At 42.0% G+C, this 25,394-nt stretch carries 18 protein-coding genes; 14 read left to right on the top strand and 4 right to left on the bottom strand.

The window, feature by feature from the left end; genetic code table 11:
• The first annotated feature begins 161 nt into the window (after positions 1-161).
• The 9 genes from DW640_RS10390 to DW640_RS10350 all read left to right on the top strand — a co-directional run bounded on the left by DW640_RS10390 (position 162) and on the right by DW640_RS10350 (position 16,638).
• Entirely contained in the window at positions 162-1,424 is a 1,263-nt protein-coding gene (locus tag DW640_RS10390; RefSeq protein WP_117578018.1) for a glycoside hydrolase family 76 protein, read from the top strand.
• Between the two features lie 56 nt (positions 1,425-1,480).
• Positions 1,481-3,646, top strand: a complete 2,166-nt coding sequence (locus DW640_RS10385) for a hypothetical protein (protein ID WP_117578042.1) — start codon at positions 1,481-1,483, stop codon at positions 3,644-3,646.
• 29 nt (positions 3,647-3,675) lie between these two features.
• Positions 3,676-6,153 carry a glutaminase domain-containing protein gene (locus DW640_RS10380; protein ID WP_054959273.1) on the top strand — a complete coding sequence of 826 codons (2,478 nt, stop codon included), beginning with the start codon at positions 3,676-3,678 and terminating at the stop codon, positions 6,151-6,153.
• Positions 6,154-6,165: 12 nt separating this feature from the next.
• Complete coding sequence (locus DW640_RS10375) at positions 6,166-8,457, top strand: GH92 family glycosyl hydrolase (protein WP_008762490.1); 2,292 nt, start codon at positions 6,166-6,168, stop codon at positions 8,455-8,457.
• 48 nt (positions 8,458-8,505) lie between these two features.
• The gene (locus DW640_RS10370) at positions 8,506-9,924 is read left to right on the top strand and encodes a glycoside hydrolase family 125 protein (RefSeq protein WP_224200668.1); all 1,419 of its coding nucleotides are present in this window, start codon (positions 8,506-8,508) and stop codon (positions 9,922-9,924) included.
• A 9-nt stretch (positions 9,925-9,933) separates the two neighbouring features.
• Entirely contained in the window at positions 9,934-11,067 is a 1,134-nt protein-coding gene (locus DW640_RS10365) for an aldose epimerase family protein (RefSeq protein WP_055299916.1), read from the top strand.
• 85 nt (positions 11,068-11,152) lie between these two features.
• On the top strand, positions 11,153-13,168 hold the full coding sequence (locus DW640_RS10360; protein WP_199610318.1) for a GH92 family glycosyl hydrolase: 2,016 nt from the start codon (positions 11,153-11,155) through the stop codon (positions 13,166-13,168).
• Between the two features lie 58 nt (positions 13,169-13,226).
• Positions 13,227-15,290, top strand: coding sequence for a glycoside hydrolase family 127 protein (locus tag DW640_RS10355; RefSeq protein WP_117578016.1), 2,064 nt, complete (start codon positions 13,227-13,229; stop codon positions 15,288-15,290).
• A gap of 214 nt (positions 15,291-15,504) precedes the next feature.
• Positions 15,505-16,638 carry an aldose epimerase family protein gene (locus DW640_RS10350; protein WP_008762495.1) on the top strand — a complete coding sequence of 378 codons (1,134 nt, stop codon included), beginning with the start codon at positions 15,505-15,507 and terminating at the stop codon, positions 16,636-16,638.
• Between the two features lie 612 nt (positions 16,639-17,250).
• On the opposite strand, the gene DW640_RS10345 is transcribed toward DW640_RS10350, so the two are convergent.
• The 3 genes from DW640_RS10345 to DW640_RS10335 form a co-directional block, all read right to left on the bottom strand.
• The gene (locus DW640_RS10345; protein WP_074858216.1) at positions 17,251-18,864 is read right to left on the bottom strand and encodes an O-antigen ligase family protein; all 1,614 of its coding nucleotides are present in this window, start codon (positions 18,862-18,864) and stop codon (positions 17,251-17,253) included.
• 21 nt (positions 18,865-18,885) lie between these two features.
• Positions 18,886-19,566 (bottom strand): hypothetical protein, encoded by a 681-nt coding sequence (locus tag DW640_RS10340; protein WP_055229139.1) that lies wholly within the window; start codon positions 19,564-19,566, stop codon positions 18,886-18,888.
• A gap of 107 nt (positions 19,567-19,673) precedes the next feature.
• Entirely contained in the window at positions 19,674-20,378 is a 705-nt protein-coding gene (locus tag DW640_RS10335; protein ID WP_008767163.1) for a hypothetical protein, read from the bottom strand.
• Between the two features lie 403 nt (positions 20,379-20,781).
• Here DW640_RS10335 and DW640_RS10330 point away from each other — a divergent pair, with 403 nt between their 5' ends.
• The 5 genes from DW640_RS10330 to DW640_RS10305 all read left to right on the top strand — a co-directional run bounded on the left by DW640_RS10330 (position 20,782) and on the right by DW640_RS10305 (position 23,975).
• Positions 20,782-21,771 (top strand): DUF2059 domain-containing protein, encoded by a 990-nt coding sequence (locus tag DW640_RS10330; RefSeq protein ID WP_080669356.1) that lies wholly within the window; start codon positions 20,782-20,784, stop codon positions 21,769-21,771.
• 25 nt (positions 21,772-21,796) lie between these two features.
• Positions 21,797-22,099, top strand: coding sequence for a hypothetical protein (locus DW640_RS10325; RefSeq protein ID WP_008762497.1), 303 nt, complete (start codon positions 21,797-21,799; stop codon positions 22,097-22,099).
• 5 nt (positions 22,100-22,104) lie between these two features.
• Positions 22,105-22,485, top strand: coding sequence for a hypothetical protein (locus DW640_RS10320; RefSeq protein ID WP_022472136.1), 381 nt, complete (start codon positions 22,105-22,107; stop codon positions 22,483-22,485).
• Between the two features lie 351 nt (positions 22,486-22,836).
• Positions 22,837-23,109 (top strand): hypothetical protein, encoded by a 273-nt coding sequence (locus DW640_RS10310; RefSeq protein WP_074858211.1) that lies wholly within the window; start codon positions 22,837-22,839, stop codon positions 23,107-23,109.
• Positions 23,110-23,162: 53 nt separating this feature from the next.
• Entirely contained in the window at positions 23,163-23,975 is an 813-nt protein-coding gene (locus DW640_RS10305; RefSeq protein ID WP_055299909.1) for a hypothetical protein, read from the top strand.
• A 287-nt stretch (positions 23,976-24,262) separates the two neighbouring features.
• Here the strand turns inward: DW640_RS10305 and DW640_RS10295 are convergent, their stop codons facing one another.
• The gene (locus DW640_RS10295; RefSeq protein ID WP_048698920.1) at positions 24,263-24,967 is read right to left on the bottom strand and encodes a hypothetical protein; all 705 of its coding nucleotides are present in this window, start codon (positions 24,965-24,967) and stop codon (positions 24,263-24,265) included.
• Positions 24,968-25,394 lie beyond the last annotated feature (427 nt).

Below are 25,394 nucleotides of genomic sequence, written 5' to 3'. Positions count from 1 at the left end.
GTACACCGGGTAAGGGGAATTTATATATATACGCTGTTATCTGATACTTTAAAAGGGCGTTTTGGTCTGTATTTGTTCTTTATTGAATAGAGATTATCGTTCTTTTTCGTCTATTTCTGCAATCTTTGTAACAGGAAAAATATTAAAACTTATCAACTATCATGAAAAGCAAAATTCTTTTGGCGGTAGCTTTACTGCTGGCGATATCAACTACTAGTGTATGGGCGGCTGATAGCTCAGAAAAAACGAACCAGAAGACAGGGTCTTACACCAATGAAGATGTGTGGGCGGCATACGAAGGATTTAATAATACGCTGCTCGACCCGGATAAATATATCTATAAAACGACTTCGGCCTATGAACAGGCGGTAGACCGTGGTCATGGCGCAGCTGCTATCTGGTGTCAGCCTATTTACTGGGATATGTCAATGAACGCCTATAAACTGGCGAAGGCTCAGAAAGATAAAAAGAAAAGAGCCTATTACAAAGAGCTCTGCGAAAAGATATTCGCTGGAAATAAAGCCCAATATTGTCACTTTGATTTCGATAATAATAATGAAAATACCGGATGGTTTATCTATGATGATATCATGTGGTGGACGATCTCTTTGGCACGTGCATACGAACTCTTTGGTGTGGATGAATACCTGAAACTGTCTGAAGAGAGCTTCAGCCGTGTATGGTACGGTTCTAAGAAAGTAGGCGATACAGGATCATATGACAAAGAGAACGGAGGGATGTTCTGGCAATGGCAGCCGATCCATAATCCCAAGCCGAACAGACCGGGTGACGGAAAGATGGCTTGTATCAATTTCCCTACCGTGGTAGCAGCGCTTACACTGTACAATAATGTTCCTAAGAAGAGAAAAGAATCAACCGAAGAATCACCCAAGTATCAGACAAGAGAACAGTATTTGGCTAAAGGTAAAGAGATTTATGAATGGGGAGTAGAAAACCTGTTGGACAAGAAGACGGGCCGGATAGCTGATAGTCGTCATGGAAACGGTAATCCTGCATGGAAAGCACATGTATATAATCAAGCTACCTTTATCGGTGCTTCCGTATTGCTCTACAAGGCGACTAAAGAAAAACGCTACCTGGATAATGCAATCCTTGCAGCAGACTATACAGTCAATGAAATGTCTGCGAAGCATAATCTGTTGCCCTTTGAAAGAGGAATCGAACAAGGTATCTATACGGCTATTTTTGCAGAATACATAGCTATGCTGGTATACGACTGCGGACAAACACAATATATCCCGTTCCTGAAACGTAATATTGAGTCCGGTTGGGCAAACAGGGATAAGACACGTAATGTATGTGGTGGAGAATATGAGAAAGTATTACCGGCCGGTGCTGAGATAGACAGCTACTCGGCTTCCGGTATACCGGCATTGATGCTTCTGTTTCCGGCAGAAAAATAATCCGAAGAGAAACGGGGTAACGACCAGATATAGAAATGAAAATACACCTGAATATCATGAACAATAAACATTTGCTGATTGCTCTCGGCTTGCTTCTTGCCTGCAATCATGCTACTTATGCGCAAAAAGGAAAAAGCAAAGAAGCAAAGACCACGTTTCAGACTGCTGAACCCTGGAAACCCGAAACAGACGTACGTGCTGATGCCACGATGGTATATGGTACACTGGATAAGCCCGGAGTAACTTTTGAACAACGCATTCAGTCATGGAGAGACAAAGGTTATCTGACGGAATTTATGACCGGAGTTGCCTGGGGAGACTACAAGGACTACTTTCTGGGGAAATGGGATGGAGTAGACGGGCATCTGAAAGAAGGACAGCGCGACCGTAATGGAAATGAAATAGCTCATGGTCATCTGATCCCTTATATCGTACCTACCGAAAGTTTTATCCGCTATATGCAGGAAACACAGATCAAACGGGTGATTGACGCCGGGATAACATCCATATATCTGGAAGAACCGGAGTTCTGGATGCGTGGCGGATATAGCGAAGCTTTTAAATCCGAATGGCAGAAATATTATAATTTCCCCTGGCGAGCTCAGCACGAATCTCCCGAAAACACATACCTTTCCAACAAACTGAAATATCATCTGTACTATAATGCGCTGGATAAGATATTCACTTATGCCAAAGAATACGGAAAATCGAAAGGACTGGACATCAAATGTTATGTGCCGACGCATTCTTTGATTAATTATACTTCCTGGCAGATTGTAAGTCCGGAAGCCAGCCTGGCTTCATTGGATTGTGTAGACGGCTACATTGCTCAGGTATGGACAGGGACTGCCCGCGAACCGAATTTCTATAACGGTGTGCAGAAGGAACGTGTATTCGAGAACGCGTTTCTGGAATACGGGTGTATGAAGTCGATGACTGCACCGCTGAACCGGAAAATGTATTTCCTGACAGACCCGATCGAAGACCGTGCGAAAGACTGGCTGGACTATAAAATCAACTATCAGGCCACTTTTGCAGCACAGTTGATGTATCCTATGGTAGATACCTACGAAGTAATGCCCTGGCCGGACCGTATCTATCAGGGACTGTACCGGATAGCGGGAACGGATCAGAAAGAACGCATTCCCCGTTCTTACTCCACCCAGATGCAGACAATGGTTAATACACTGAATGATATCCGTACTTCCGATAAAAAGATTACAGGTACACAGGGCATCGGTGTATTGATGGCAAACTCACTGATGTTTCAACGTTTTCCGAATCATAACGGTTACGATGATCCGCAATTTTCCAGTTTCTACGGACAAACTTTGCCTCTGTTGAAACGTGGTATTCCAGTAGAACTGGTACACATGGAAAATACCCCTTTCAAAGAAACTTTCAAAGGACTCCACATACTTGTCATGTCTTATTCAAACATGAAACCGATGAAACCGGAATATCACAACTATTTGGCTGATTGGGTGAAGAAGGGCGGAATACTTATCTATTGTGGAGAAGATATCGACCCTTATCAAACGGTACTGGAATGGTGGAATACAGATGGAAATGAATATAAAGCGCCTTCGGAACACCTGTTCGAGAAGATGAATCTATCTCGTAATCCGGGTGAAGGAACTTACCGCTATGGTAAAGGAACGGTGATTGTGATGCGTGAAGACCCCAAACATTTTGTTTTGAAAGCCGGAAACGATCAGAAATATTTTGAAACGATCGCATCCGCTTATCAGAAAAAGATTGGCAAAGAGATAGAAACCAAGAACAGCTTCATTGTAGAACGTGGTCCATATACCATTGCTGCTGTCATGGACGAAAGCGTTTCCAAAGAGCCACTGACGTTATCCGGATTATATATCGACCTGTTTGACAAAGACCTGCCGGTACTGACTTCCAAACAAATCCAACCGGGTGAACAGGGGTATCTTTATGATCTGAATAAAGTATCCGGTAAAATAAAAGCCAAAGTGCTCTGCGGAGCTTCTCGTATCTATGATGAGAAAGTCAGCAAACAAAGTTACTCTTTTGTAGCCAAAAGCCCGATAAATACAACTAATGTATCAAGAGTCCTCTTGCCTCGTAAACCAGAGAAAATACGTGTGAATGGAAAAGAGGAACAACCGGAATGGGATGAATCATCAAAAACTCTTCTGTTGAGTTTCGAGAACGATCCTGCCGGTGTGAATGTGTCAATAGAATGGTAAATAGATTAAATAAAACAGGTAATTAAATTATGAAACAACAACTGATGACGCTGTTGCTGGGAGCAGCCTCTGTATTTTGTAGCTGTGAGACCCAGCTGGAACAGCATGTGAAGAGCGAGTTGCGTGCTCCGGCTTATCCGCTGGTGAGCATAGACCCGTATACCAGTGCATGGTCTTTCACGGACAACTTATACGACGGTTCGGTCAAACATTGGAGCGGTAAAGATTTCCCTTTAATCGGTGTAGCTAAAGTCGACGGACAGACTTACCGCTTTATGGGAACGGAGGAACTGGAGTTGAGACCTCTGGTGAAAACTTCGGAACAAGGTAACTGGACAGGAAAATATACAATTCAGCAACCTGCCGACGGATGGCAAAATGTCGGCTTCAATGATGCTGCCTGGAAAGAAGGTGAAGGTGCCTTCGGAACCATGGAGAACGAACATGTAGCCAAGACCCAGTGGGGTGAAGAATTTATCTGGGTACGCCGTGTTGCTGATATTCAGGAAGACCTGACAGGTAAGAATGTATATCTGGAATATTCTCATGATGATGATGTGATTATCTATATCAACGGAATAAAGGTTGTAGACACTGGAAACGCTTGTAAGAAGCACGTACAGGTGAAGTTATCGGAAGAAGTGGTAGCGTCCCTGAAAAAGGGAGAAAACCTGATTGCCGCTTATTGTCACAATCGTGGAGCGAATGGCTTGCTGGATTTTGGTTTGCTGGTAGAATTGGATAATAACCGTTACTTCAATCAGACTGCACAGCAGACTTCTGCCGATGTTCAACCTATGCAGACTTATTATAACTTCACTTGTGGTCCGGTAGACTTGAATTTGACATTTACCGCGCCCCTGTTTATGGACAATCTGGACTTGATGGCACGCCCTGTCAACTATATTTCTTATGAAGTCATTTCTAACGACGGACAGGCGCACCAAGTTGAACTCTATTTTGAAGCTGCTCCTCAATGGGCACTCGATCTGCCTCATCAGGAATCCGTAGCCGACAGCTTTACTGACGGTGATCTGTTGTTCCTGCGCACCGGAAGCCGTAATCAGGACATCCTGAAAAAGAAAGGTGACGATGTACGTATTGACTGGGGACACTTCTACCTGGCTGCTGAAAAAGAGAACAGCACTTATGCTATCGGTGACGGAAAGAAACTTCGCCAAAGCTTTACAGAGAACAAACTGGAAGCTCCTACCACCAATGGTTATGACAAACTAGCTTTAGTACGCTCACTGGGTGAAACAAAGAAAGCGAACGGACACCTGCTGATCGGTTACGATGATATTTACTCTATCCAGTACTTTGGTGAAAACCTCCGTCCTTACTGGAATCGTACAGGCAGTGAAACAATCGTATCACAATTCCAGAAAGCAGAACAGGAATATAAGACTCAAATGCAGAATTGTGCAGCTTTCGATAAGAAACTGATGGCGGAGGCTGAAGCGGCCGGCGGACGCAAGTATGCCGAACTTTGCGCTCTGGCTTATCGTCAGGCATTAGCTGCCCATAAACTGGTACAAGCTCCGAATGGTGACCTGGTATTCCTTTCCAAAGAGAATTTCAGTAATGGTTCCATCGGAACAGTCGATCTGACTTATCCGGGAGCTCCGTTGCTTCTGCTTTACAATCCGGAACTGGTCAAAGCTACCATGAACCATATCTTCTATTATAGTGAAAGCGGAAAATGGACCAAACCGTTTGCTGCTCACGACGTAGGTACATATCCGCTGGCTAACGGCCAGACTTACGGAGGCGATATGCCAATCGAAGAATCCGGCAATATGGTAGTCCTTGCTGCGGCGATTGCTGCTGTAGAAGGAAATGCCGACTACGCACAAAAGCATTGGGAAACTCTGACAACCTGGACGGATTATCTGGTAGAGTACGGTCTTGATCCGGAGAACCAACTTTGTACGGATGACTTTGCCGGACACTTTGCGCACAATGCCAATCTTTCTATCAAGGCTATCATGGGTATTGCTTCTTACGGCTACATGGCAGATATGCTGGGCAAAAAAGACATTGCTGAAAAGTACACGAAGAAGGCGAAAGAAATGGCTGCCGAATGGGTGAAGATGGCGGATGACGGCGACCACTACCGTCTGACATTCGACAAGCCGGGAACCTGGAGCCAGAAGTATAATCTGGTATGGGACAAATTGCTGAAACTGCAGATTTTCCCGGAAAAAGTTGCTGAGACAGAAATTGCTTATTATCTTACGAAGCAAAATAAATACGGCCTTCCGCTGGATAACCGTGAAACTTATACCAAGACTGACTGGATCATGTGGACAGCTACCATGGCACAGGACAAAGCTACTTTCGAGAAGTTTATTGAACCGGTATATCTTTTTATGGATGAAACGACTACCCGCGTTCCGATGTCCGACTGGGTATTTACGGACAATCCGATTCAGAGAGGTTTCCAGGCGCGTTCCGTAGTTGGCGGCTATTTTATAAAGATGCTTGAAGAAAAACTAACTAAATAAAACAAGAACACCATGAAAAAACTCGCTCTATTAGCTTTTACTTTATTTAGTGCGTGGAATATGGATGCTAAAACGATTACCGGACCAGTGGACTATGTTAGTCCGCTGGTAGGTACTCAGTCCAAGCACGCCTTATCTACCGGAAACACTTATCCCGCTATCGCCCTTCCCTGGGGAATGAACTTTTGGGTTCCCCAGACCGGAAAAATGGGGGATGGCTGGGCATATACCTATGATGCCGATAAAATCAGAGGTTTTAAACAAACCCACCAGCCCAGCCCCTGGATCAATGATTACGGTCAGTTCTCCATCATGCCGATTACCGGTAAAGCCGTTTTCGATCAGGATCAGCGTGCCAGCTGGTTCTCGCATAAAGCAGAAACGGCTACTCCTTACTATTACAAAGTATACCTTGCCGACCATGATGTAGTAACCGAGATTGCTCCGACAGAAAGAGCGGCAGCATTCCGCTTCACTTTCCCTGAGAACGATCACTCTTATGTAGTTGTAGATGCTTTCGACAACGGTTCGTTTGTGAAAGTCATCCCTTCGGAAAACAAGATTATCGGTTATACGACCAAGAACAGCGGCGGTGTTCCTGCAAACTTCAAGAATTACTTCGTACTGGAGTTTGACAAGCCTTTTACTTATACGGCAGCTGTTGCCAATGGTAACATCGATACCAATAAACTGGAAGCCAACGATAAGCATGCCGGCGCATTGATCGGCTTTAAAACCCGTAAAGGCGAACAGGTAAATGTACGTGTAGCTTCTTCTTTCATCAGCCCCGAACAGGCGGAACTGAACTTGAAAGAGTTGGGCAAAGATAACATAGACCAGATTGCGGCAAAAGGCCGTAAGGTATGGAACGACGTTTTGGGACGCATCGAAGTGGAAGATGATGATATCGACCATTTGCGTACTTTCTACTCCTGCCTGTATCGTTCGGTACTTTTCCCCAGAAGCTTCTACGAAATAGACGCGAAAGGAGATATCGTTCACTACAGTCCTTATAATGGTGAAGTACTTCCCGGCTATATGTTTACCGATACCGGTTTTTGGGATACGTTCCGTTGTCTTTTCCCTTTCCTGAACCTGATGTATCCGTCTATGAACATGAAGATGCAGGAAGGATTGGTAAATACCTACAAAGAAAGCGGCTTCCTGCCGGAATGGGCAAGCCCGGGACACAGAGGCTGTATGGTTGGCAACAATTCGGCTTCAGTAGTTGCCGATGCTTACCTGAAAGGTCTGAAAGGATATGATATCGAAACCCTTTGGGAAGCTGTAAAGCACGGAGCTAATGCGGTACATCCGCAGGTTTCTTCTACCGGACGTCTGGGCTATGACTACTACAATAAGCTCGGTTATGTTCCTTACAACGTAGGCATCAATGAAAATGCAGCCCGCACACTGGAGTATGCTTATAATGACTGGTGTATCTATCAGCTGGGTAAGGCCTTGAACAAGCCTAAAAAGGAAATTGAGATCTTTGCAAAGAGAGCCATGAACTATAAGAATCTGTATGATCCCGAACATAAACTGATGCGCGGCAAGAATGAGGATGGCAAATTCCAGTCTCCGTTCAACCCGTTGAAGTGGGGAGACGCTTTCACCGAAGGAAACAGCTGGCATTATACCTGGTCCGTATTCCATGATCCTCAGGGATTGATCGACCTGATGGGCGGAAAAGACGGCTTCAACCAGATGATGGACTCTGTATTTATCCTGCCTCCTGTCTTTGACGACAGCTATTATGGCGGTGTCATCCACGAAATCCGTGAGATGCAGATTATGAATATGGGTAACTATGCACACGGTAACCAGCCTATCCAGCATATGCTGTATATGTACAACTACTCCGGTCAGCCGTGGAAAGCGCAGCACTGGATTCGTGAAGTGATGGATAAGCTTTATACTCCTGCTCCCGACGGTTATTGTGGTGATGAGGACAACGGCCAGACTTCTGCGTGGTATGTGTTCTCTGCTATGGGCTTCTATCCGGTATGTCCGGGTACGGATGAGTATATTCTCGGTACTCCTTACTTCAAACAGATGAAGCTGCATCTTGAAAATGGAAAGACAGTAACCATCTCCGCTCCAAATAACGGAGACGACAAACGTTATATCTCTTCCATGACCTTGAACGGCAAAGACCATACAAAGAACTACGTGACTCACGAGGACCTTATGAACGGTGCTTCCATCACTTTCAAGATGGATTCCAAACCCAATGAGCAGCGTGGTACCAAAGAAACCGATTTCCCTTATTCTTTCTCCAACGAATTTAAAAAGAAAAAGTAATTTATGAAGAAGCAAGTAAAATATATCAGTGCGGGTATGCTGGCAGGCATGCTCCTTTGTGGCGGTCAGATGCAGGCTGCAAATACGATGTCCGGAATGCATGTATGTGTGACGGACGCTATTCAGAAAGACAATCGTCCGGAAGTTTCCAAACGTCTTTTCCGTTCGAATGCGGTAGAAAAGGAAATCATCCGTGTGCAGAAACTTCTGAAAAACGAGAAACTGGCATGGATGTTCGCAAACTGTTTCCCCAATACCATCGATACTACCGTACACTTCCGCAAAGGCGCGGATGGCAAACCGGATACATTCGTTTATACGGGCGACATTCACGCAATGTGGCTTCGTGACTCGGGTGCGCAGGTATGGCCGTATGTGCAGTTGGCAAACTCCGATCCCGAACTGAAAGAGATGCTGGCAGGTGTTATCCTCCGCCAGTTCAAATGTATCAATATCGATCCGTATGCAAACGCATTTAATGACGGTGCCGTTGAAGACAATCACTGGATGAGTGACCTGACCGATATGAAGCCGGAACTGCACGAGCGTAAATGGGAAATCGATTCACTTTGCTACCCGCTGCGTCTGGCTTATCACTACTGGAAAACAACCGGAGATGCCAGCATCTTCTCAGAAGAATGGATTCAGGCTATCACCAATGTGCTGAAAACATTCAAGGAACAACAGCGCAAAGACGGAGTTGGCCCGTATAAATTCCAGCGTAAGACAGAACGTGCATTGGATACATTGAATAATGACGGACTCGGAGCACCAGTGAAACCGGTTGGTCTGATCGTCTCCTGCTTCCGTCCTTCGGATGATGCGACGACTCTTCAATATCTGGTACCTTCCAATTTCTTTGCCGTATCTTCATTGCGCAAAGCAGCCGAAATACTTGATAAGGTAAATAAGAAGACTGCTTTGGCTAAGGAATGCAAAGACCTGGCAAAGGAAGTAGAGACAGCATTGAAGAAATATGCGGTATACAACCACCCGAAATATGGTAAAATCTATGCTTTTGAGGTAGACGGCTTCGGAAATCACTTCCTGATGGATGATGCCAATGTACCGAGCCTGCTTGCCATGCCTTATCTGGGTGATGTAGATGTAAACGATCCTATCTATCAGAATACCCGTAAATTCGTGTGGAGCGAAGACAATCCTTACTTCTTCAAAGGCAAGGCAGGCGAAGGTATCGGCGGACCGCATATCGGTTATGATATGGTGTGGCCGATGAGTATCATGATGAAAGCCTTCACCAGCAAGGATGATGCGGAAATCAAAACCTGTATCAAAATGCTGATGGATACCGATGCCGGAACAGGCTTTATGCATGAATCTTTCCACAAAGACGATCCGAAGAACTTCACCCGTGCCTGGTTTGCCTGGCAGAATACGCTTTTCGGAGAACTGATTCTTAAGTTGGTCAACGAAGGCAAAGTAGATTTATTGAATAGTATCAATTAATAGAATACCATGAAAAAGTTATGTGTATGGGCAGTTGCCGCCCTCTTAATGGCAGCTTGTACACCGAAAGCCGAGAAAACAACGGATTCCGGTTTATTGCAAAGTAACTTCCAGATGGAAGTGGATGGAAAGAAAACAGATTTGTATACCTTGCGCAACAAGAACAAGATGGAAGTTTGTGTAACGAACTTCGGTGGTCGTATCGTTTCAGTGATGGTACCCGACAAGGACGGACAGATGCGTGATGTAGTGCTCGGCTTCGATTCGATTCAGGATTATGTCAGCAAGCCTTCGGACTTCGGAGCAAGCATCGGCCGTTATGCTAACCGTATCAACCAAGGTCGATTTACTTTGGACGGTACTGAGTATCAGTTGCCTCAGAATAATTACGGTCACTGCCTGCATGGCGGTCCGCAAGGATTCCAGTACCGTGTGTTTGATGCCGTTCAGCCAAATCCGCAAGAACTGGAATTGACTTACATGGCAGAAGATGGCGAAGAAGGTTTCCCGGGAAATATCACTTGTAAAGTGTTGATGAAGCTGACAGACGATAATGCGATCGATATCCGTTACGAAGCGGAAACTGACAAGCCGACCATTGTGAATATGACCAACCACTCTTACTTCAATCTTGACGGAGACGCAGCCCGTAATGAGGCGCATCTGCTGACAATTGATGCTGACTATTATACTCCGGTAGACAGTACCTTCATGACTACAGGCGAGATCGCTCCGGTTGAAGGAACTCCGATGGACTTCCGCACTCCGACTCCGGTAGGCGCACGTATCAATGACTACGATTTCGTACAGTTGAAGAATGGTAACGGTTACGATCATAACTGGGTATTGAATACCAAGGGCGACATTACCCGTAAGTGTGCTACTCTCGAATCACCGCTGACTGGTATCGTACTCGATGTATATACTAACGAACCGGGTATTCAGGTATATGCAGGAAACTTCCTGGATGGTTCGTTGACCGGAAAGAAAGGTATCACTTACAACCAGCGTGCTTCCGTATGTCTCGAAACTCAGAAGTATCCCGATACTCCGAACAAACCGGAATGGCCTTCGGCAGTACTTCGTCCGGGCGAGAAATATATGAGTCAGTGTATCTTTAAGTTCTCTGTAAACAAGAATTAAAGATAAGTATATTATATCATTAGTTTATCCTATCCTGTCATTCAGAGCGTAGCGAAGAGTGACAGGATGATACTATTTTAGAAGCATGAAAAACAACCGAAGCAGATGGTATGCCCTTCTTTTAGTCGTGTTATCTATCATGACACCGTCAGTTGCACAAAATACAAAGTATGTCAACTTGTTTATCGGTACTTCCGGTGATAACGGACAGGTAGCTCCGGGCGCTGCCGCTCCTTTCGGAATGGTTTGTGTGTGTCCGGATAATGATCCGCGTAGCCATGCCGGTTATGATTATGCAGTGACGAAAGTCTCCGGTATCTCTGTCAACCGCCTCTCCGGAGTGGGATGTAGTGGCGGAGGAGGAAACCTGCGCATTCGTCCGGTAGCTCCTTCACAGGAATTGCATATTAAAAAGTCCCGCGAGAAAGCAACTCCCGGATATTACTCGACAGCTTTTACCAATGGTATCAAAACTGAATTGACAGCGACCAACGCTATGGCGGTGGAACGCTATAAATTTCCCCGAAGCCTTTCCGCTGCCCTTTGGATAGACTTCGCCTCTACGTTTGAAGACGTAGCTACCTGCCATAACAAACGTATATCGGAAACTTGCATCGAAGGCTATGTACAGGCAAAGAACGTCTGCGGACATGGACGCTACAAACTCTATTTCTCCTTAAATACCAGCCATCCTTTCCAGTTGGAAGAACAGAAAGAGACGACTGCCTGCCTTACCTTTGGCAAAAAGGTACGTTCGGTGGAAGTCCGTATCGGACTGTCTGCGTTAAGTTCCGAACTGGCGAGCTGGGAATGTGCCCGTTGGGAAAAGATGGACTTCGAAGATGTGAAATCCCGGACCGCTGATCAGTGGGAAAAACAACTGTCGGCTATCGACGTCAAAGGAGGCAAGAAAGATGACAGGGTCATTTTCTATACTTCCCTGTATCGTACTTACCTGAGTCCGGCGGATGTCAGTTCTCCGGACGGAGCTTATCTGGGTACGGATGGAAAAGTGTATATCTCAGAAGACTTCCGATATTACAGTAACTGGTCGTTATGGGATACCTTCCGCACTAAATTCCCTTTGTTGGTACTGACCGAACCTGCGAAGATGCGGGATATGGCGACTTCCCTGATTCATCTGTATGCAACGGGAAAGAAAGACTGGTCCACCGGATTCGAGTCTACCCCGACAGTACGTACGGAACATGCCGTAATTCTTTTGTTGGACGCTTACCGGAAAGGAATTACCAACCTTGATTTCCGTAAAGGATACGCTGGTATGAAGCAGGAAATGGAGCGGTTGCCCATGCGTTCGCCCGACCAGAAGATGGAATCGGCATATGACTTGTGGGCAATGGCAAAGATTGCGGAAATCATCGGTGAAAAGGCGGATTCCGAACAATACCGGCAACGTTCGGTCTCTCTTTTTGAAGAAACATGGAAGAAGGAATTTATGAATGTGACTCCCGCTTTTGAAGTGATGAAGAACAACGGACTCTATCAGGGAACCCGTTGGCAATACCGATGGGCGGCTCCACAATACATTGATAAAATGATAGAATGGGTAGGGCAGGACTCTCTTCGTTCGCAGCTTACCTATTTCTTCGACCATCACCTTTATAATCAAGGAAACGAACCGGATATCCATGTTCCTTACCTGTTCAACCGACTTGGGGCACCGGAGAAAACCCAGCAGATAGTGCGCAGTCTGATGACCGAACCGATGATCCATAAATATGGAGGCAACTCGGAATTTAAGACTCCTTATCTGGGTAAAGCATTCAAGAATGCCCCCGAAGGGTATAGTCCCGAAATGGACGAAGACGACGGTACGATGAGTGCCTGGTACGTGTTCGGGGCAATGGGTTTCTATCCTCTGCTTGTGGGAGATGAATACTATGATCTGACCTCTCCGCTTTTCGACAGGGTACTGTTGCGGTTGACGAATGGAAACGTACTTACTATTCAGACAGAAGGACGGAAAAAGAAAGACGCACCGATCAAAAGTATCCATTTCAACGGGAAAAAGATTGCTGACTACCGTATATCTCACAATGAACTGATAAAAGGCGGAGAATTGATTTATAATTATAAATAAACCGAATTAAAACAAGGCTGACTAAAAAGTCGGTAGTATCTCCAAAAAAATATTCAAAATGAAACAGAAACGATCTTTTAAAATAGGTGTTGCGGGTACGCTGCTGACTGTCGGGTTACTGACAGCAGCTTTTACTACACGCACTGCCAGTGAGTCTGTAAGGGTGATGGACCGCCCCGACACAGAATCGACGAATGTGAATTATGTGAGCTATCGGGCCCCGCTCCGTCCGTTGAACTTTATTAAGCTGCCTGTCGGCAGCATCCAGCCGGAAGGCTGGGTAAAGAAGTACCTCGAACTGCAACGTGACGGGCTGACCGGACATCTGGGAGAAATCAGTGCCTGGCTGGAGAAAGATAATAACGCCTGGCTGACAACCGGTGGTGATCATGGCTGGGAAGAAGTACCTTACTGGCTGAAAGGTTATGGCAACCTTGCCTATATCCTGAATGACCCGAAAATGATTGCAGAAACAAAAACATGGATTGAAGGTGTATTTGCCAGTTGCCAGCCCGATGGATACTTCGGTCCTGTCAACGAACGGAACGGCAAGCGTGAGTTGTGGGCACAGATGATTATGCTCTGGTGTCTGCAATCTTATTATGAGTATTCTCAGGACCAACGGGTTATTGACCTGATGACGAACTACTTCAAATGGCAGATGACTGTCCCCGACGATAAACTTCTGGAAGACTATTGGGAAAACAGCCGTGGCGGTGACAACATCATCAGTATCTATTGGCTTTATAACCATACCGGAGATGCCTTCCTGCTGGACCTTGCCAAGAAGATTCACCGCAACACAGCCGACTGGACAAAATCAACCTCCCTGCCCAACTGGCACAATGTGAACATCGCCCAGTGTTTCCGCGAACCTGCCACTTATTATATGCAGACCGGAGATTCCGCCATGCTCAAAGCCTCTTATAATGTACATCATTTGATCCGTCGCACTTTTGGCCAGGTTCCGGGCGGTATGTTCGGTGCCGACGAGAATGCCCGTCTGGGATATATCGATCCTCGTCAGGGAGTGGAAACCTGCGGACTGGTGGAACAGATGGCTTCCGATGAGATCATGCTCTGTATGACAGGTGACCCGATGTGGGCTGAGCATTGCGAAGAAGTAGCTTTCAACTCTTATCCTGCCGCTGTGATGCCGGACTTCAAGGCTTTGCGCTACATCACTTGTCCGAATCATACTGTCAGTGACTCAAAGAACCATCATCCGGGTATTGACAACCGTGGTCCGTTCCTTTCCATGAATCCGTTCAGCAGCCGTTGCTGTCAGCATAACCATGCACAAGGCTGGCCTTATTTTTCGGAACATCTGATATTGGCAACTCCCGACAACGGTATTGCTGCCGCCATCTATGCTGCTTGTAAAGCTACGGTAAAAGTGGGTAATGGAAAAGAAATCGTCCTTCACGAAGAGACTAACTATCCTTTTGAAGAAGGCATCAAATTCACCGTTTCTACCGATGAAAAGGTCGATTTTCCGTTCTACCTCCGCATTCCTTCATGGACTGAAGGAGCCGAAGTGCGTGTCAACGGAAAGAAGATCAGTGTGAAACCTGTATCCGGTAAATACCTTTGTATCGAACGCGAATGGGCGGATGGTGATAAAGTAGAAATGACTCTTCCGATGTCTTTGTCCATGCGTACGTGGCAAGTCAATAAGAACAGTGTAAGTGTGGATTATGGTCCGTTGACTTTATCTCTGAAGATTGACGAGAAATATATAGAAAAAGACAGTCGTGAAACGGCTATCGGTGACTCCAAATGGCAGAAAGGTGCTGACCCGAAGAAGTGGCCTACTACTGAAATCTATGCTAACAGTCCCTGGAACTATTCGTTGGTATTGGATAAGAAAGAGCCTTTGAAGAACTTCAAAGTCGTTCGTAAGTCCTGGCCTGCTGATAACTTCCCGTTCACGGTGGCCAATGTGCCTTTGGAAGTGAAAGCTACCGGCCAGATGATCCCCGAATGGCAGATTGACGAAACCGGACTTTGCGGTGTATTGCCCGAAGAAGATGCGGTGAAAGGCGCTAAAGAAGAGATTACATTGATTCCGATGGGAGCGGCCCGGTTGAGAATATCGGCTTTCCCGAATACAAAGGAGTAACTGGTGATGGAATCAGTTTACTTGCATTTGCTATAAGATAAATCATTTTGATTTAGAAAGATATAAGTGTTTATGATTGCATCATTGGCGAAATGACTGATTTGTGCTATTATTTGGAAAGAATGTTGCCTCCAAACTATCAGAATTTCGCCAATTTTGCAATCTAAATAAAAGATGTTTGTTGAACTAATTTATAATAATACTTATATCAACCATGAAGAATTTAGCATTATGGGCTGTTTCTGCCCTTTTTGTAGCTGCTTGTACCCCGAAAGCCGAGCAACCAACTGACTCCGGCCTGTTAAGAACTAACTTCCAGACTGAAGTAGGTGGTAAGAAAACCGATCTGTACACCCTTCGTAACAAGAACAACATGGAAGTTTGTGTGACGAATTTCGGTGGACGCATTGTTTCTGTGATGGTCCCCGATAAAGACGGTAAGATGCAGGATGTAGTTTTAGGTTTCGATTCTATTCAGGATTATATCAGCAAACCTTCTGATTTTGGTGCCAGCATCGGTCGTTACGCAAACCGTATCAATCAAGGTCGATTCACATTGGACAGCATTGAATATCAGTTGCCTCAGAATAATTACGGTCATTGCCTGCATGGCGGTCCCAATGGATTCCAGTATCGTGTGTTTGACGCTGTGCAACCGAATCCGCAAGAAGTGGAACTGACTTATGTCGCTGCGGATGGCGAAGAAGGTTTCCCGGGTAACATTACCTGCAAGGTTCTGATGAAACTGACGGACGATAACGCTATCGATATTCGCTATGAAGCAGAAACGGATAAGCCGACCATCGTAAATATGACCAATCACTCTTATTTTAACCTTGACGGCGATGCGGCAAATAATGCAGATCATCTGCTGATGGTGGATGCCGATTATTATACTCCGGTAGACAGCACATTCATGACAACCGGCGAGATTGTTCCGGTAGAAGGTACTCCGATGGATTTCCGCACTCCGACTCCGGTAGGTGCACGCATCAACGACTACGATTTTGTACAATTGAAGAATGGAAATGGTTATGACCATAACTGGGTATTGAATGCCAAAGGGGATATTTCCCGTAAATGTGCTTCACTCGAATCTCCCAAAACGGGTATCGTACTGGATGTATATACCAACGAACCGGGTGTTCAGGTATATGCCGGCAACTTTCTGGATGGTTCTCTGACAGGAAAGAAAGGTATCACATATAATCAGCGTGCTTCCGTATGTCTTGAAACTCAGAAGTATCCGGATACTCCGAACAAACCGGAATGGCCTTCGGCTGTGCTTCGCCCGGGAGAAAAATACATGAGTCAGTGTATCTTTAAATTTTCTGTAGATAAGGAATAATCTGCTCGCTCCCAAGAAATAAAAAAAAAATTAGTCTCACGGTCTCACTGCCTTTCTGTAAAGATCAGATAACTAGATGAATAATGAATGAGAGATACCTTCGGAGCAGGGTGTCTCTCATCGTTTTATCCCATAATATGCTCCCAAACAGTGTATCTCTCATCCTTTTTTAAGTTGTCTCTCATCATTCTTTCTGCTACAGACTACAGCTGTATTGATTTTACTCTGCCTATCATTTGTATGTTGTGACACTTATGTCCTTAGCATATCTCCCTTACATTCTTATATTATCTTACCGACATCTTCATCGTTCCACCCGGGTGAACTGATCATTGCACCTGGGTAAACCGATCGTGTCACAGACGTAGACAGTTCGTTCTACCCGGGTGGAACGATGAAGATGGCCCTACGAAAAACTGATAACAATAAGTGAAAATCAAGCGATTATAGGGTTGCTTGGACGAAGAGAAACGGTAAATCAGACAATAATTGCCGCAGTTTATAATTATGTCCGTTATTTGTTTGCCTTTAAAGTTTTGGCAATCTCTTCGACCATAAAAGGCGTATTCTTATTTATGTTTTCGCCTTCCAAATGCACTGTTGTGTATGCTTTTAGTACAAACATGTTTTTCTCGATAAATGATGTTTCATCTCAGCCTTAATTTTTTGAATGATTGTAGAATTCTTTTTTACAGGTTTTTCTATGATTAATTGAGCCAGCCTATTTGCCTTTTCTGCCTTTCCCTGTTTCATGTAGACATAATGTAACCTATAAAGAGGTATAAACCTTACAGGACACATTAAGGTAGCTTTCTCTAAATGATGTTTGGCTGCATCATATTGTTTTAGGCCAATATATGCCTCTGCTTGTACTAATTCTAAATTGTAATCTGACCAATAATTACAGCAAATAGCCGTTATTGCTAAGCATTCTTTATATTTTTCGGCAACACAAAGTTCGGCAGAGTAATTATATAAGAAATAAGGATTTCTTCTAAAAGTATGTAGTAAATTATGGTATCGTGGTAACATGTCATTGGTTCGTCCACAGAGCGACATATGCGCTACTTTTCCCCATTCCAGTTCTGCTTTAATTCTGCTCACCACTTCAATAAGCAAAAATAAACTTCCTATTAATAAGAAAAAAGCAATTCCTCTTTTTATAATTGTTGTTTTTTGAAACAAGGTATTTTCATAGGCTTTTCCTATTAAAGTACTAACACTTAATGCACTAATAATCCAAATGAAGGGATAAGTGAATGGATAAGAGAAAAAAGAAAAAACTGCAATGGAAAGTAAAGAGAGCAGAGACACATATCCTGCTTTGGTTGGGTGCTTCCTGTGACAAAGAATCAAGAAAATACCAGCAGCTATCAAAAGTACCCAAGTTAGAATACCAAACTGGACTCCGACAGAAAGGTATTCATTAAAAGGACTCTTAATATTGTCTGCTAAAATTGCAAATTGACTATCCGGATGTTCCTTGAAATATTGGGCTTGATAATCCATATAGTGTGCGCTGAATCCTCCGACTCCATATCCTGTAAAAGGCTCATGTTTTATCATTTCCCATGTGCAACGCCATATTAATAATCTACCATCTGCCGAATCTTTTTTTAGATGATAGACTGTTACAGAAATGACAAATATGCTAATCAGCAGAAAGGATAGACAGAGTAAGAAGCTACCGATATGTTTTTTATAGTGGAACTTATTCTTGTTTTGGTGAATAAAGTAAATTACTAATACGGTAAATATACTAATTGACCCGGCGCGAGATTCTGATAGCAATACTCCTAAGACAATAACAAACAATGCACACCAACTGGCCCATTGAACCTTTTTGTTTGAATATTGTAAAAAATAGAAGGTAAATGGTAACCCTGCGCATAAACTTCCTGCAAAACCGGCAGGATTATCAAAGCTACCGACAACATTGTAGGTGATGGAATGTGAAGACAGTATATTGAAAAATTGTAATATACCGTATCCGGCTTGAAGAAAACAAGATATAATAACCGTGTAGTAACAACATTTTGCATTGCAAACAAACCTTTTTCCCAGGAAAAGATAAAATGAAAAAAGACATCCAATTACTCCTAATCCTGCGAACATAAAAATCCATTTAGGGAAAATTTGGGAATCTGTAAATGTGTTTGCATTTACGAATAAGACTCCCAAACTCAACAGAAAATATAGAATAGAAGAAACTGGAATGCTTTTCATTTATTTATATTAGTTGCTGTTTCAAGGCTCTAAGACGAAATATTTGGTGAAATCTTCACTGTGAGTCGCACCTTTTTCGTCTTTGAAGAAAAGATTTCCGTAGCAGGTTCCTTGCAGCTTTCCTTCGACTTCGTTATATTTTACAATTGGCAGGTCGTTGCATGTAATCTCTATTCCAGAGTAACTAATACACTCTAATTCATTTTTTATCGGATATACTTTTTTATTCATTTTGTCATATCCATAAATCACAGTTAGTTTATAATGCGCATCATAGCCGTCCCTGCTGGAATAAATAATACCGCTTTTTTTCCTGCATTCTAAGATTTCGGTGTTCCAATTTGTCAAGGAGTCAATTTTAAATTCATCAGCTACACAAAATAAAGAGCCTTTTTCGATATTGTATGAACCATTTTGGATTCTTGACACAGTGTTTTGCAAGAGGTGAAGTATTTCTTTTTTTCTTTCTTGAGAGATATCTTTTTTGAGAAAAGAGTAGTCAATTTGAAAAACAGAACTCATGACTTCCCATAATTTATATTCCTCATGATTAACTTTTTCTTTGACCCACTGTGGTACTTCGTCCAATTTGGAGTATTCCTGAGCATTGCATTTAAATGGCAGATTACAAATCCCTGCAAAAAATAGGACGAATAATAATTTATAGATGGACGTATGATTGGTACTTAGAATGTTGTTCATGGTGACTATTATTTTTAATTGTTCTATAACTTTTTTCAAGATCTGAATAGAAAATCACAAAAGAGTACTAACTGTACCAAGATTAATCTTGTGTATATTCAAATTGATCATGGGATCATGAATCCTGTCTTTTGTACAGTTACCTCAACCTTTCTGGATCCATCTTTGAATGATAAAGTTCCGCTACACGATGCGGCTATTAATTTCTTATCCTTATCGTAAGAAACACTGGAAGCACCAGAAAAACTCGGGTCATTTCCTAAATATGGTGATCCCGTATAAACACTCGATGACGTAATTGTAACATCATCATCGGATTTTTTGTAAGTAACAGCAGCTTTTATATAGGGACCTAAGCTATGTGTATACAATGTACATCCATTTGTCTTATATTCAGCTCCTCCTTCTGGTGATCTTGTTGCTATTCTGCCAAAATATTGTGAGTCTGATAGGGTGGTGCCATCTTCATCTGCTATATTTAGGAATCCTTCATATTTATTAATCTGCCCTTTTTCTATTCTTTCACAGATGTTGTTGATGCAATCATAGATTTCTTTTTTCCTTTTTTCTGAAATATCCTTTTTTAAAAAGGAATAATTTATTTCATACCTTGAACTCATGGTTCTCCATAGTTCGTATTCTTTAGGTGTCACTTTTTCACTAACCCAATCAGGAATAGTATTGAGAGGAGCGTACTCTGGATTTTCTTCAAATGATTGCATCGGTTCATTTACAACCCAGTCTTCATTTTGTTCGCATGCCATTAGTGATATAAAAATACATAATGACATTAAATGTCTTAATCGATTCATAAGTGATATTTATTTAAAATTAAATGGATGTCATGTTCTTTTTTAGGACTTCATACTCTTTTTGCAAAGGTACGAATCTTTTAAGTGTGAAAAAAGGGAATGTTACACTTGATTTTGTGGTTTATGATTGATATTCAAACTATTATCATTGCAAAAAAAAGGTATTATCCATTGAATTGTAACAATCGTCCTATTGTTTTAATCTAAAAAAGTCTGATTTCAATACAGACATCCTATTTATTACTTGGGGAATGCAATAAAGAAATTCCGGTAAATCAGACAATAATTGCCGCAGTTTATAATTATGTCCGTTATTTGTTTGTATTCTAATAATAATTAGAGTATATTTGTAAGAATGTATAACACAATGAAGTTAACTTGACTTCATCAACAAAACTATTATATGATGAAAAAAATCCTTTTCTTAATGGTGATCTGCGTAGCCACATCGCTTACTTCTATTTTACCGGCTTCGGCTCAGAATTCAGACCAGACCGACGAGTACAAAACTTTACTAAAAAAGATCATGACGCTTTCCGGCAGTTCGGCATCCTCTGAAGCTATAATGTCTCAATTGATGGCGAGTATGAAAAATGGGCCTTTCCAACAAGATGAGGCTTATTGGAAAGATTTTGCTTCAAAATGGACACGGAAGATTGAAGATAAAGTCATGGAAGTATATGCTCCTATTTACCAGCAACACATGACATTGGATGAACTGAAAAAAGTGGTTGCTTTTTATGAATCTCCTGCGGGAAGAAAACTTGGGGAGACTGCAACTGCCGTTGCAACTGAATCAATGCCGATGATACAACAGCTGTCAATGGAAATGGTGCAGGAAATGATGCCGAAGCTTCAGAAATCAAGAGAGTTGGTAAGGGATGACGCTGCCGAACAGGCCAAGACACGCGATCAAAAGTTATTTGATGCGGCTTATACAGCTCCTAAAGATAGCATAGAGATCGTTGCCGATAGAACCTATGAGCATGGCATGGGTACAAAGCCTTTATTGCATTCTATTGAAAGAAGGAAAGATGATACTAAAGTTACGTTCCTGCAACCCATCTATTTCGACTGGCAATGGATGTACTATAGCCCGGGATTTAAAATAGTAGATAAGAAAACCGGTGATGAATACATGGTGAGAGGATACGATGGTGGCGCACCTATGGATAAGTTGATGATTATTAAAGGTTGCAATCGTAAATACATATATGTCAGCCTGTTGTTCCCCAAATTGAAAAAGAACGTGAAGGAAATCGATATAATAGAGGCGCTGACTGATAAAGAGGAGTTGCCTTCCAATGATGACGGTAAAGCTAAGTCTTATTTTGATGTAAAAGTGGACGATTATTTGGTACTTTCCAGAGAAAACAAGAAAGTCTATTATTGATTAAATCTTGTAATAAATAAAAGATATGATCGGTTTAGAAATACGCATAAATGATGAAGATCCGATTACTGTGGCTTCTGATAATTTGGTTTTTGTAAACTTATTACATGGATATTCTTCCGATCGGATTATGGTAATGGGAAGTGATCTTTTACATTACCTTACCTGGTTCGACGGAAGACCTGAAGTTGGTGATAAGGTATTAATTAGAATTGTTGACACTGATAAGGTGGCACCAGTTTTGACCATGAAGGACTGTGATAGGTATGAAATAAAGCAGTGGTATGAACGGTTAAAGGTTGAACTGCAAGAAAAAGGACTGATATAGAAGATATGAAAGGATTGATTATAAAACGAGGGAATGAGGTTTGTAAAGCGGGCATCCCTGATAACGGGGTTAGCTTGATGGTAAATATTACACGTTATGAGGGTGCTTACTGGAACGTGGGTGGTTTGAAAATGCCTGGAGATGTTCATGTTACATGGAATGGAGGTACGCTTGAAGTAGGAGATGAAATAGAGGTGGAATTTGCGGAGTTTGATGAGGCTACGCTGCCTGACACAGAAGAAAGCCATAAATCTCTGTTAGATACAATAGCATTGACACATGTTGATGATAGTCCGGATATGTGGAATCGAAAACTTGATACCTATAATCGGTTGAAAAAAATGCTGAAGGAGGAGAATGATAATATAATATTGAAAATGGAATAGAAAACAGCGTGATATAGTGAAAGTGCACTTTACAGATTATTAGACATGAATATAAAATTTGATGTTATGAATGAAACAGGAAAAGCTAGTTTAATGAGCCGCATAATTATTGGGATAATCGGTCTTATTATGTTTTCCCTAAATGTGTATCTTTACATTTGGGACCCTTTGGAGAAACATTATGATTTAAATAAAATAGTATTTGGTTGGCTCATTGTTTTGTTTATACTTAATTATTTATTTCGACATAGTAAATGTTGGAAGATAGGATACGTTATATCTATAATACTTCTTGCTTTAGCCTATTTTATAATTCCAATGTAGGCCAAAGGTAAGTAAATAAGCAATAGTATGAAAGTCCTTATTTTTGATCTGACATATTTAATCGCTATTGTCTTTTTAGGTATGTGTATATATAATGGTGAGAATATATTGACTCATATTTATTGGACAAGGCTGGTGGTTTTTATTTTTGTCGGGATATGTGCTGTTTTAGGGATCGGCTCATTTATAAATGAAGTAATTGCAAAAAAGATGAAGCCTGTTTTCGTTTCTTATATTAGGGCGATAGTAGGAATGGTTTATATCATATTATTGGTAGTTTCAAATAAAACAGCCTGTTAATGGATTTGTATAATGGGAATGTTTTATCTTTGCAGTGTTTAAAATAAGATACGATGAATAAAAGAGTAACAATACAATTCGCTGACTTTATAAAGAGTAGGTTGGCAGGTGGTTTGCTCTGTTGCCTTGTATTGTTGGCTGCTTATCTGTTTCAGATGTTTTTCCCAGGAATGTATGTTGATGCATTCTCGTCATCTTTTTATCTTTTTGCGTGGCTGATTCTCTTTGTGGGCGCACTCCTATGGACACTTCGTGAGAAAGGAACATCTGGATTACCCTCCGAGATAACTGATTGGCAATGCATTGCTGCCTTTTTGTTGATTGTTGCAAATCAGATTTATGTTGTTATGCCTAAGGAGGTTCACGTTGAATTGGCTCCTGTAATATCTGCTTATACTTTACCTGTGCTGGTCATTGTCGGTTTGGCAATAGCAGGGATAGTTAAGTTGTCTATCTCATTCTATCGTTCATTGGAAATTGAACGGCAAAAAACAATTCTTCAAGAGAAACGGCTTCAGGAACTGCTGTCTTCTCCTCCACCTGTGTTGGAAGGCGTCATATTTGTGCGCAGACTTTTAGAAAATCAATCTATATATCAATTAACTGCCAGTGAGAACCTTACATTAATAGAAGGATGCCGTGCGATTGATCCTGACTTTTTTGTTTGGTTAAAAGATAAGCAAATAAAAATTCCTCCACGTCATATTGTATATTGCGTACTTATTAGGATGAGGAAAACAAAGAAAGAAATCTTGTCTATTTTTGATATTAGCGATGGTGCTTGCCGTGCCATGAGGTCTCGTGTCCGTGCGAGCTTAGGTATAGAAGATGAGGACATGGAAACCTTTTTGCAGGAGTTACATTAGGTAATCTCTAGTATGTTTATTAGTCCTATAAAAGAATGGATTGCTGATATAAATCCTCCCATAATAGCATAGTAAAACCATACGCGTTTATTCGAATATTTGTTTTGAGGGAATGTGTCGATGGCTCCGATTATGAGCACAATCCATGCTAGAAGTTCAAAGAAAGTAATAAGGAAGTCTTGAAGAGAATAATTTATGTTGTAAATAAAACGATCTAAGTAGCACATCGCTATACTGATGCACCACATTAAGTTGTACAGAATTATATATCGAATTAATTTCACGCTTTATTTTTTTATACAATTCTCATATCCTCTGTCGGCAATCCTTTTGTTTCTGTCATATTTTGCAGCTGCCTGTGTTAAGCAACCAGATGGCATTGAACCATTTTGACAGTTAGCGATAGCATTGTCATAATCAGCTTTTGCCTGCTTATATGCCGCTTGTTTTTGTTCTTCACAGCTACTAGTACTTCCTCCTTCTTCGCGTGTTTTCAGGAGTTTTACTTTTGTAAGTTCGTTACTTTCTGCATATAGTATAAAGAGTTGTGTCCGTTCATCTGCGCTTAATCTTAAAAATCTTGTATGTTTAATCAGGTTTTCTTTAGCTTTTGCCAGTTGCTGTAGTTCATTTTCTAGATTGGCTTTCCTCATGAAGTCTTCCACGTAGTCATCATCATTCAGATTTTCCATAAGTTTGTCATATTCTTCTTCACTTAAAATAGAAGTGTACTCATGAAACTTATCAGCTAAAAGCTCGGAGCTCATTTCGAATTCCCAAAATTCATCTGAACTGGCGATGGAATCAATAAGAGTGCTTCCATTATTTATCATTTTTGATGAAAGTGCACGTGTATTAGTTACCTCGTTTTTTTCTATTTCGTCAGAGTAATATCCGTCTGCGCTACAACTATAAATAAAAAAGGAAGCTACCAGTCCGCAGGCTAATGCCATTACATAATACAAAGTGTATTTTTTCTTTTTTGTGATCATATTCTGTTTTATTTAAATGTGTATGCAAAGTAACGAAAAATAGACTTATTTTAGGGATAATAATCATTCAATAAAAGGAAAATATTTGGTCTAGTGTCAATTTGGTCATGTTTGTGATGTTACAATTTAGTGTAAAATATGAAGGAGAATCGCTCCTAGAAAGCTCACAGGCGCTATATGATAGCTTATTGGTGTAACACATTCGTTGTTAAGGTTTAGTCCAGTCGTTATTATCCGAAATAAAAAATTAAGCTTAACTACTTACTGATAAGTACAAGACTTGATAATGAGAAGTACTTAAGTTGTCTGATTCTTGTACATCAGTTGAGTAAAAGATGTACAACGTTGGAGTAGACGATGTACTACGATTGAACTAAAGATGTACAGCGTTTGATCTATACTATTAGGATGTCAAATCTGAAAGGGC

The sequence above is a fragment of the Bacteroides sp. AM23-12 genome, from assembly GCF_003434395.1.
Lineage (GTDB): Bacteria > Bacteroidota > Bacteroidia > Bacteroidales > Bacteroidaceae > Bacteroides > Bacteroides thetaiotaomicron.
Note: the sequence above shows the minus strand (reverse complement) of the source record. Positions and strands in the feature narration are given on the sequence as shown.

Coding starts and splice junctions, on each gene's coding strand:
- DW640_RS10390 (WP_117578018.1), top strand. CDS start 162: ATGAAAAGCAAAATTCTTTTGGCGGTAGCTTTACTGCTGGCGATATCA.
- DW640_RS10385 (WP_117578042.1), top strand. CDS start 1,481: ATGAACAATAAACATTTGCTGATTGCTCTCGGCTTGCTTCTTGCCTGC.
- DW640_RS10380 (WP_054959273.1), top strand. CDS start 3,676: ATGAAACAACAACTGATGACGCTGTTGCTGGGAGCAGCCTCTGTATTT.
- DW640_RS10375 (WP_008762490.1), top strand. CDS start 6,166: ATGAAAAAACTCGCTCTATTAGCTTTTACTTTATTTAGTGCGTGGAAT.
- DW640_RS10370 (WP_224200668.1), top strand. CDS start 8,506: ATGCTCCTTTGTGGCGGTCAGATGCAGGCTGCAAATACGATGTCCGGA.
- DW640_RS10365 (WP_055299916.1), top strand. CDS start 9,934: ATGAAAAAGTTATGTGTATGGGCAGTTGCCGCCCTCTTAATGGCAGCT.
- DW640_RS10360 (WP_199610318.1), top strand. CDS start 11,153: ATGAAAAACAACCGAAGCAGATGGTATGCCCTTCTTTTAGTCGTGTTA.
- DW640_RS10355 (WP_117578016.1), top strand. CDS start 13,227: ATGAAACAGAAACGATCTTTTAAAATAGGTGTTGCGGGTACGCTGCTG.
- DW640_RS10350 (WP_008762495.1), top strand. CDS start 15,505: ATGAAGAATTTAGCATTATGGGCTGTTTCTGCCCTTTTTGTAGCTGCT.
- DW640_RS10345 (WP_074858216.1), bottom strand. CDS start 18,864: ATGAAAAGCATTCCAGTTTCTTCTATTCTATATTTTCTGTTGAGTTTG.
- DW640_RS10340 (WP_055229139.1), bottom strand. CDS start 19,566: ATGAACAACATTCTAAGTACCAATCATACGTCCATCTATAAATTATTA.
- DW640_RS10335 (WP_008767163.1), bottom strand. CDS start 20,378: ATGAATCGATTAAGACATTTAATGTCATTATGTATTTTTATATCACTA.
- DW640_RS10330 (WP_080669356.1), top strand. CDS start 20,782: ATGATGAAAAAAATCCTTTTCTTAATGGTGATCTGCGTAGCCACATCG.
- DW640_RS10325 (WP_008762497.1), top strand. CDS start 21,797: ATGATCGGTTTAGAAATACGCATAAATGATGAAGATCCGATTACTGTG.
- DW640_RS10320 (WP_022472136.1), top strand. CDS start 22,105: ATGAAAGGATTGATTATAAAACGAGGGAATGAGGTTTGTAAAGCGGGC.
- DW640_RS10310 (WP_074858211.1), top strand. CDS start 22,837: ATGAAAGTCCTTATTTTTGATCTGACATATTTAATCGCTATTGTCTTT.
- DW640_RS10305 (WP_055299909.1), top strand. CDS start 23,163: ATGAATAAAAGAGTAACAATACAATTCGCTGACTTTATAAAGAGTAGG.
- DW640_RS10295 (WP_048698920.1), bottom strand. CDS start 24,967: ATGATCACAAAAAAGAAAAAATACACTTTGTATTATGTAATGGCATTA.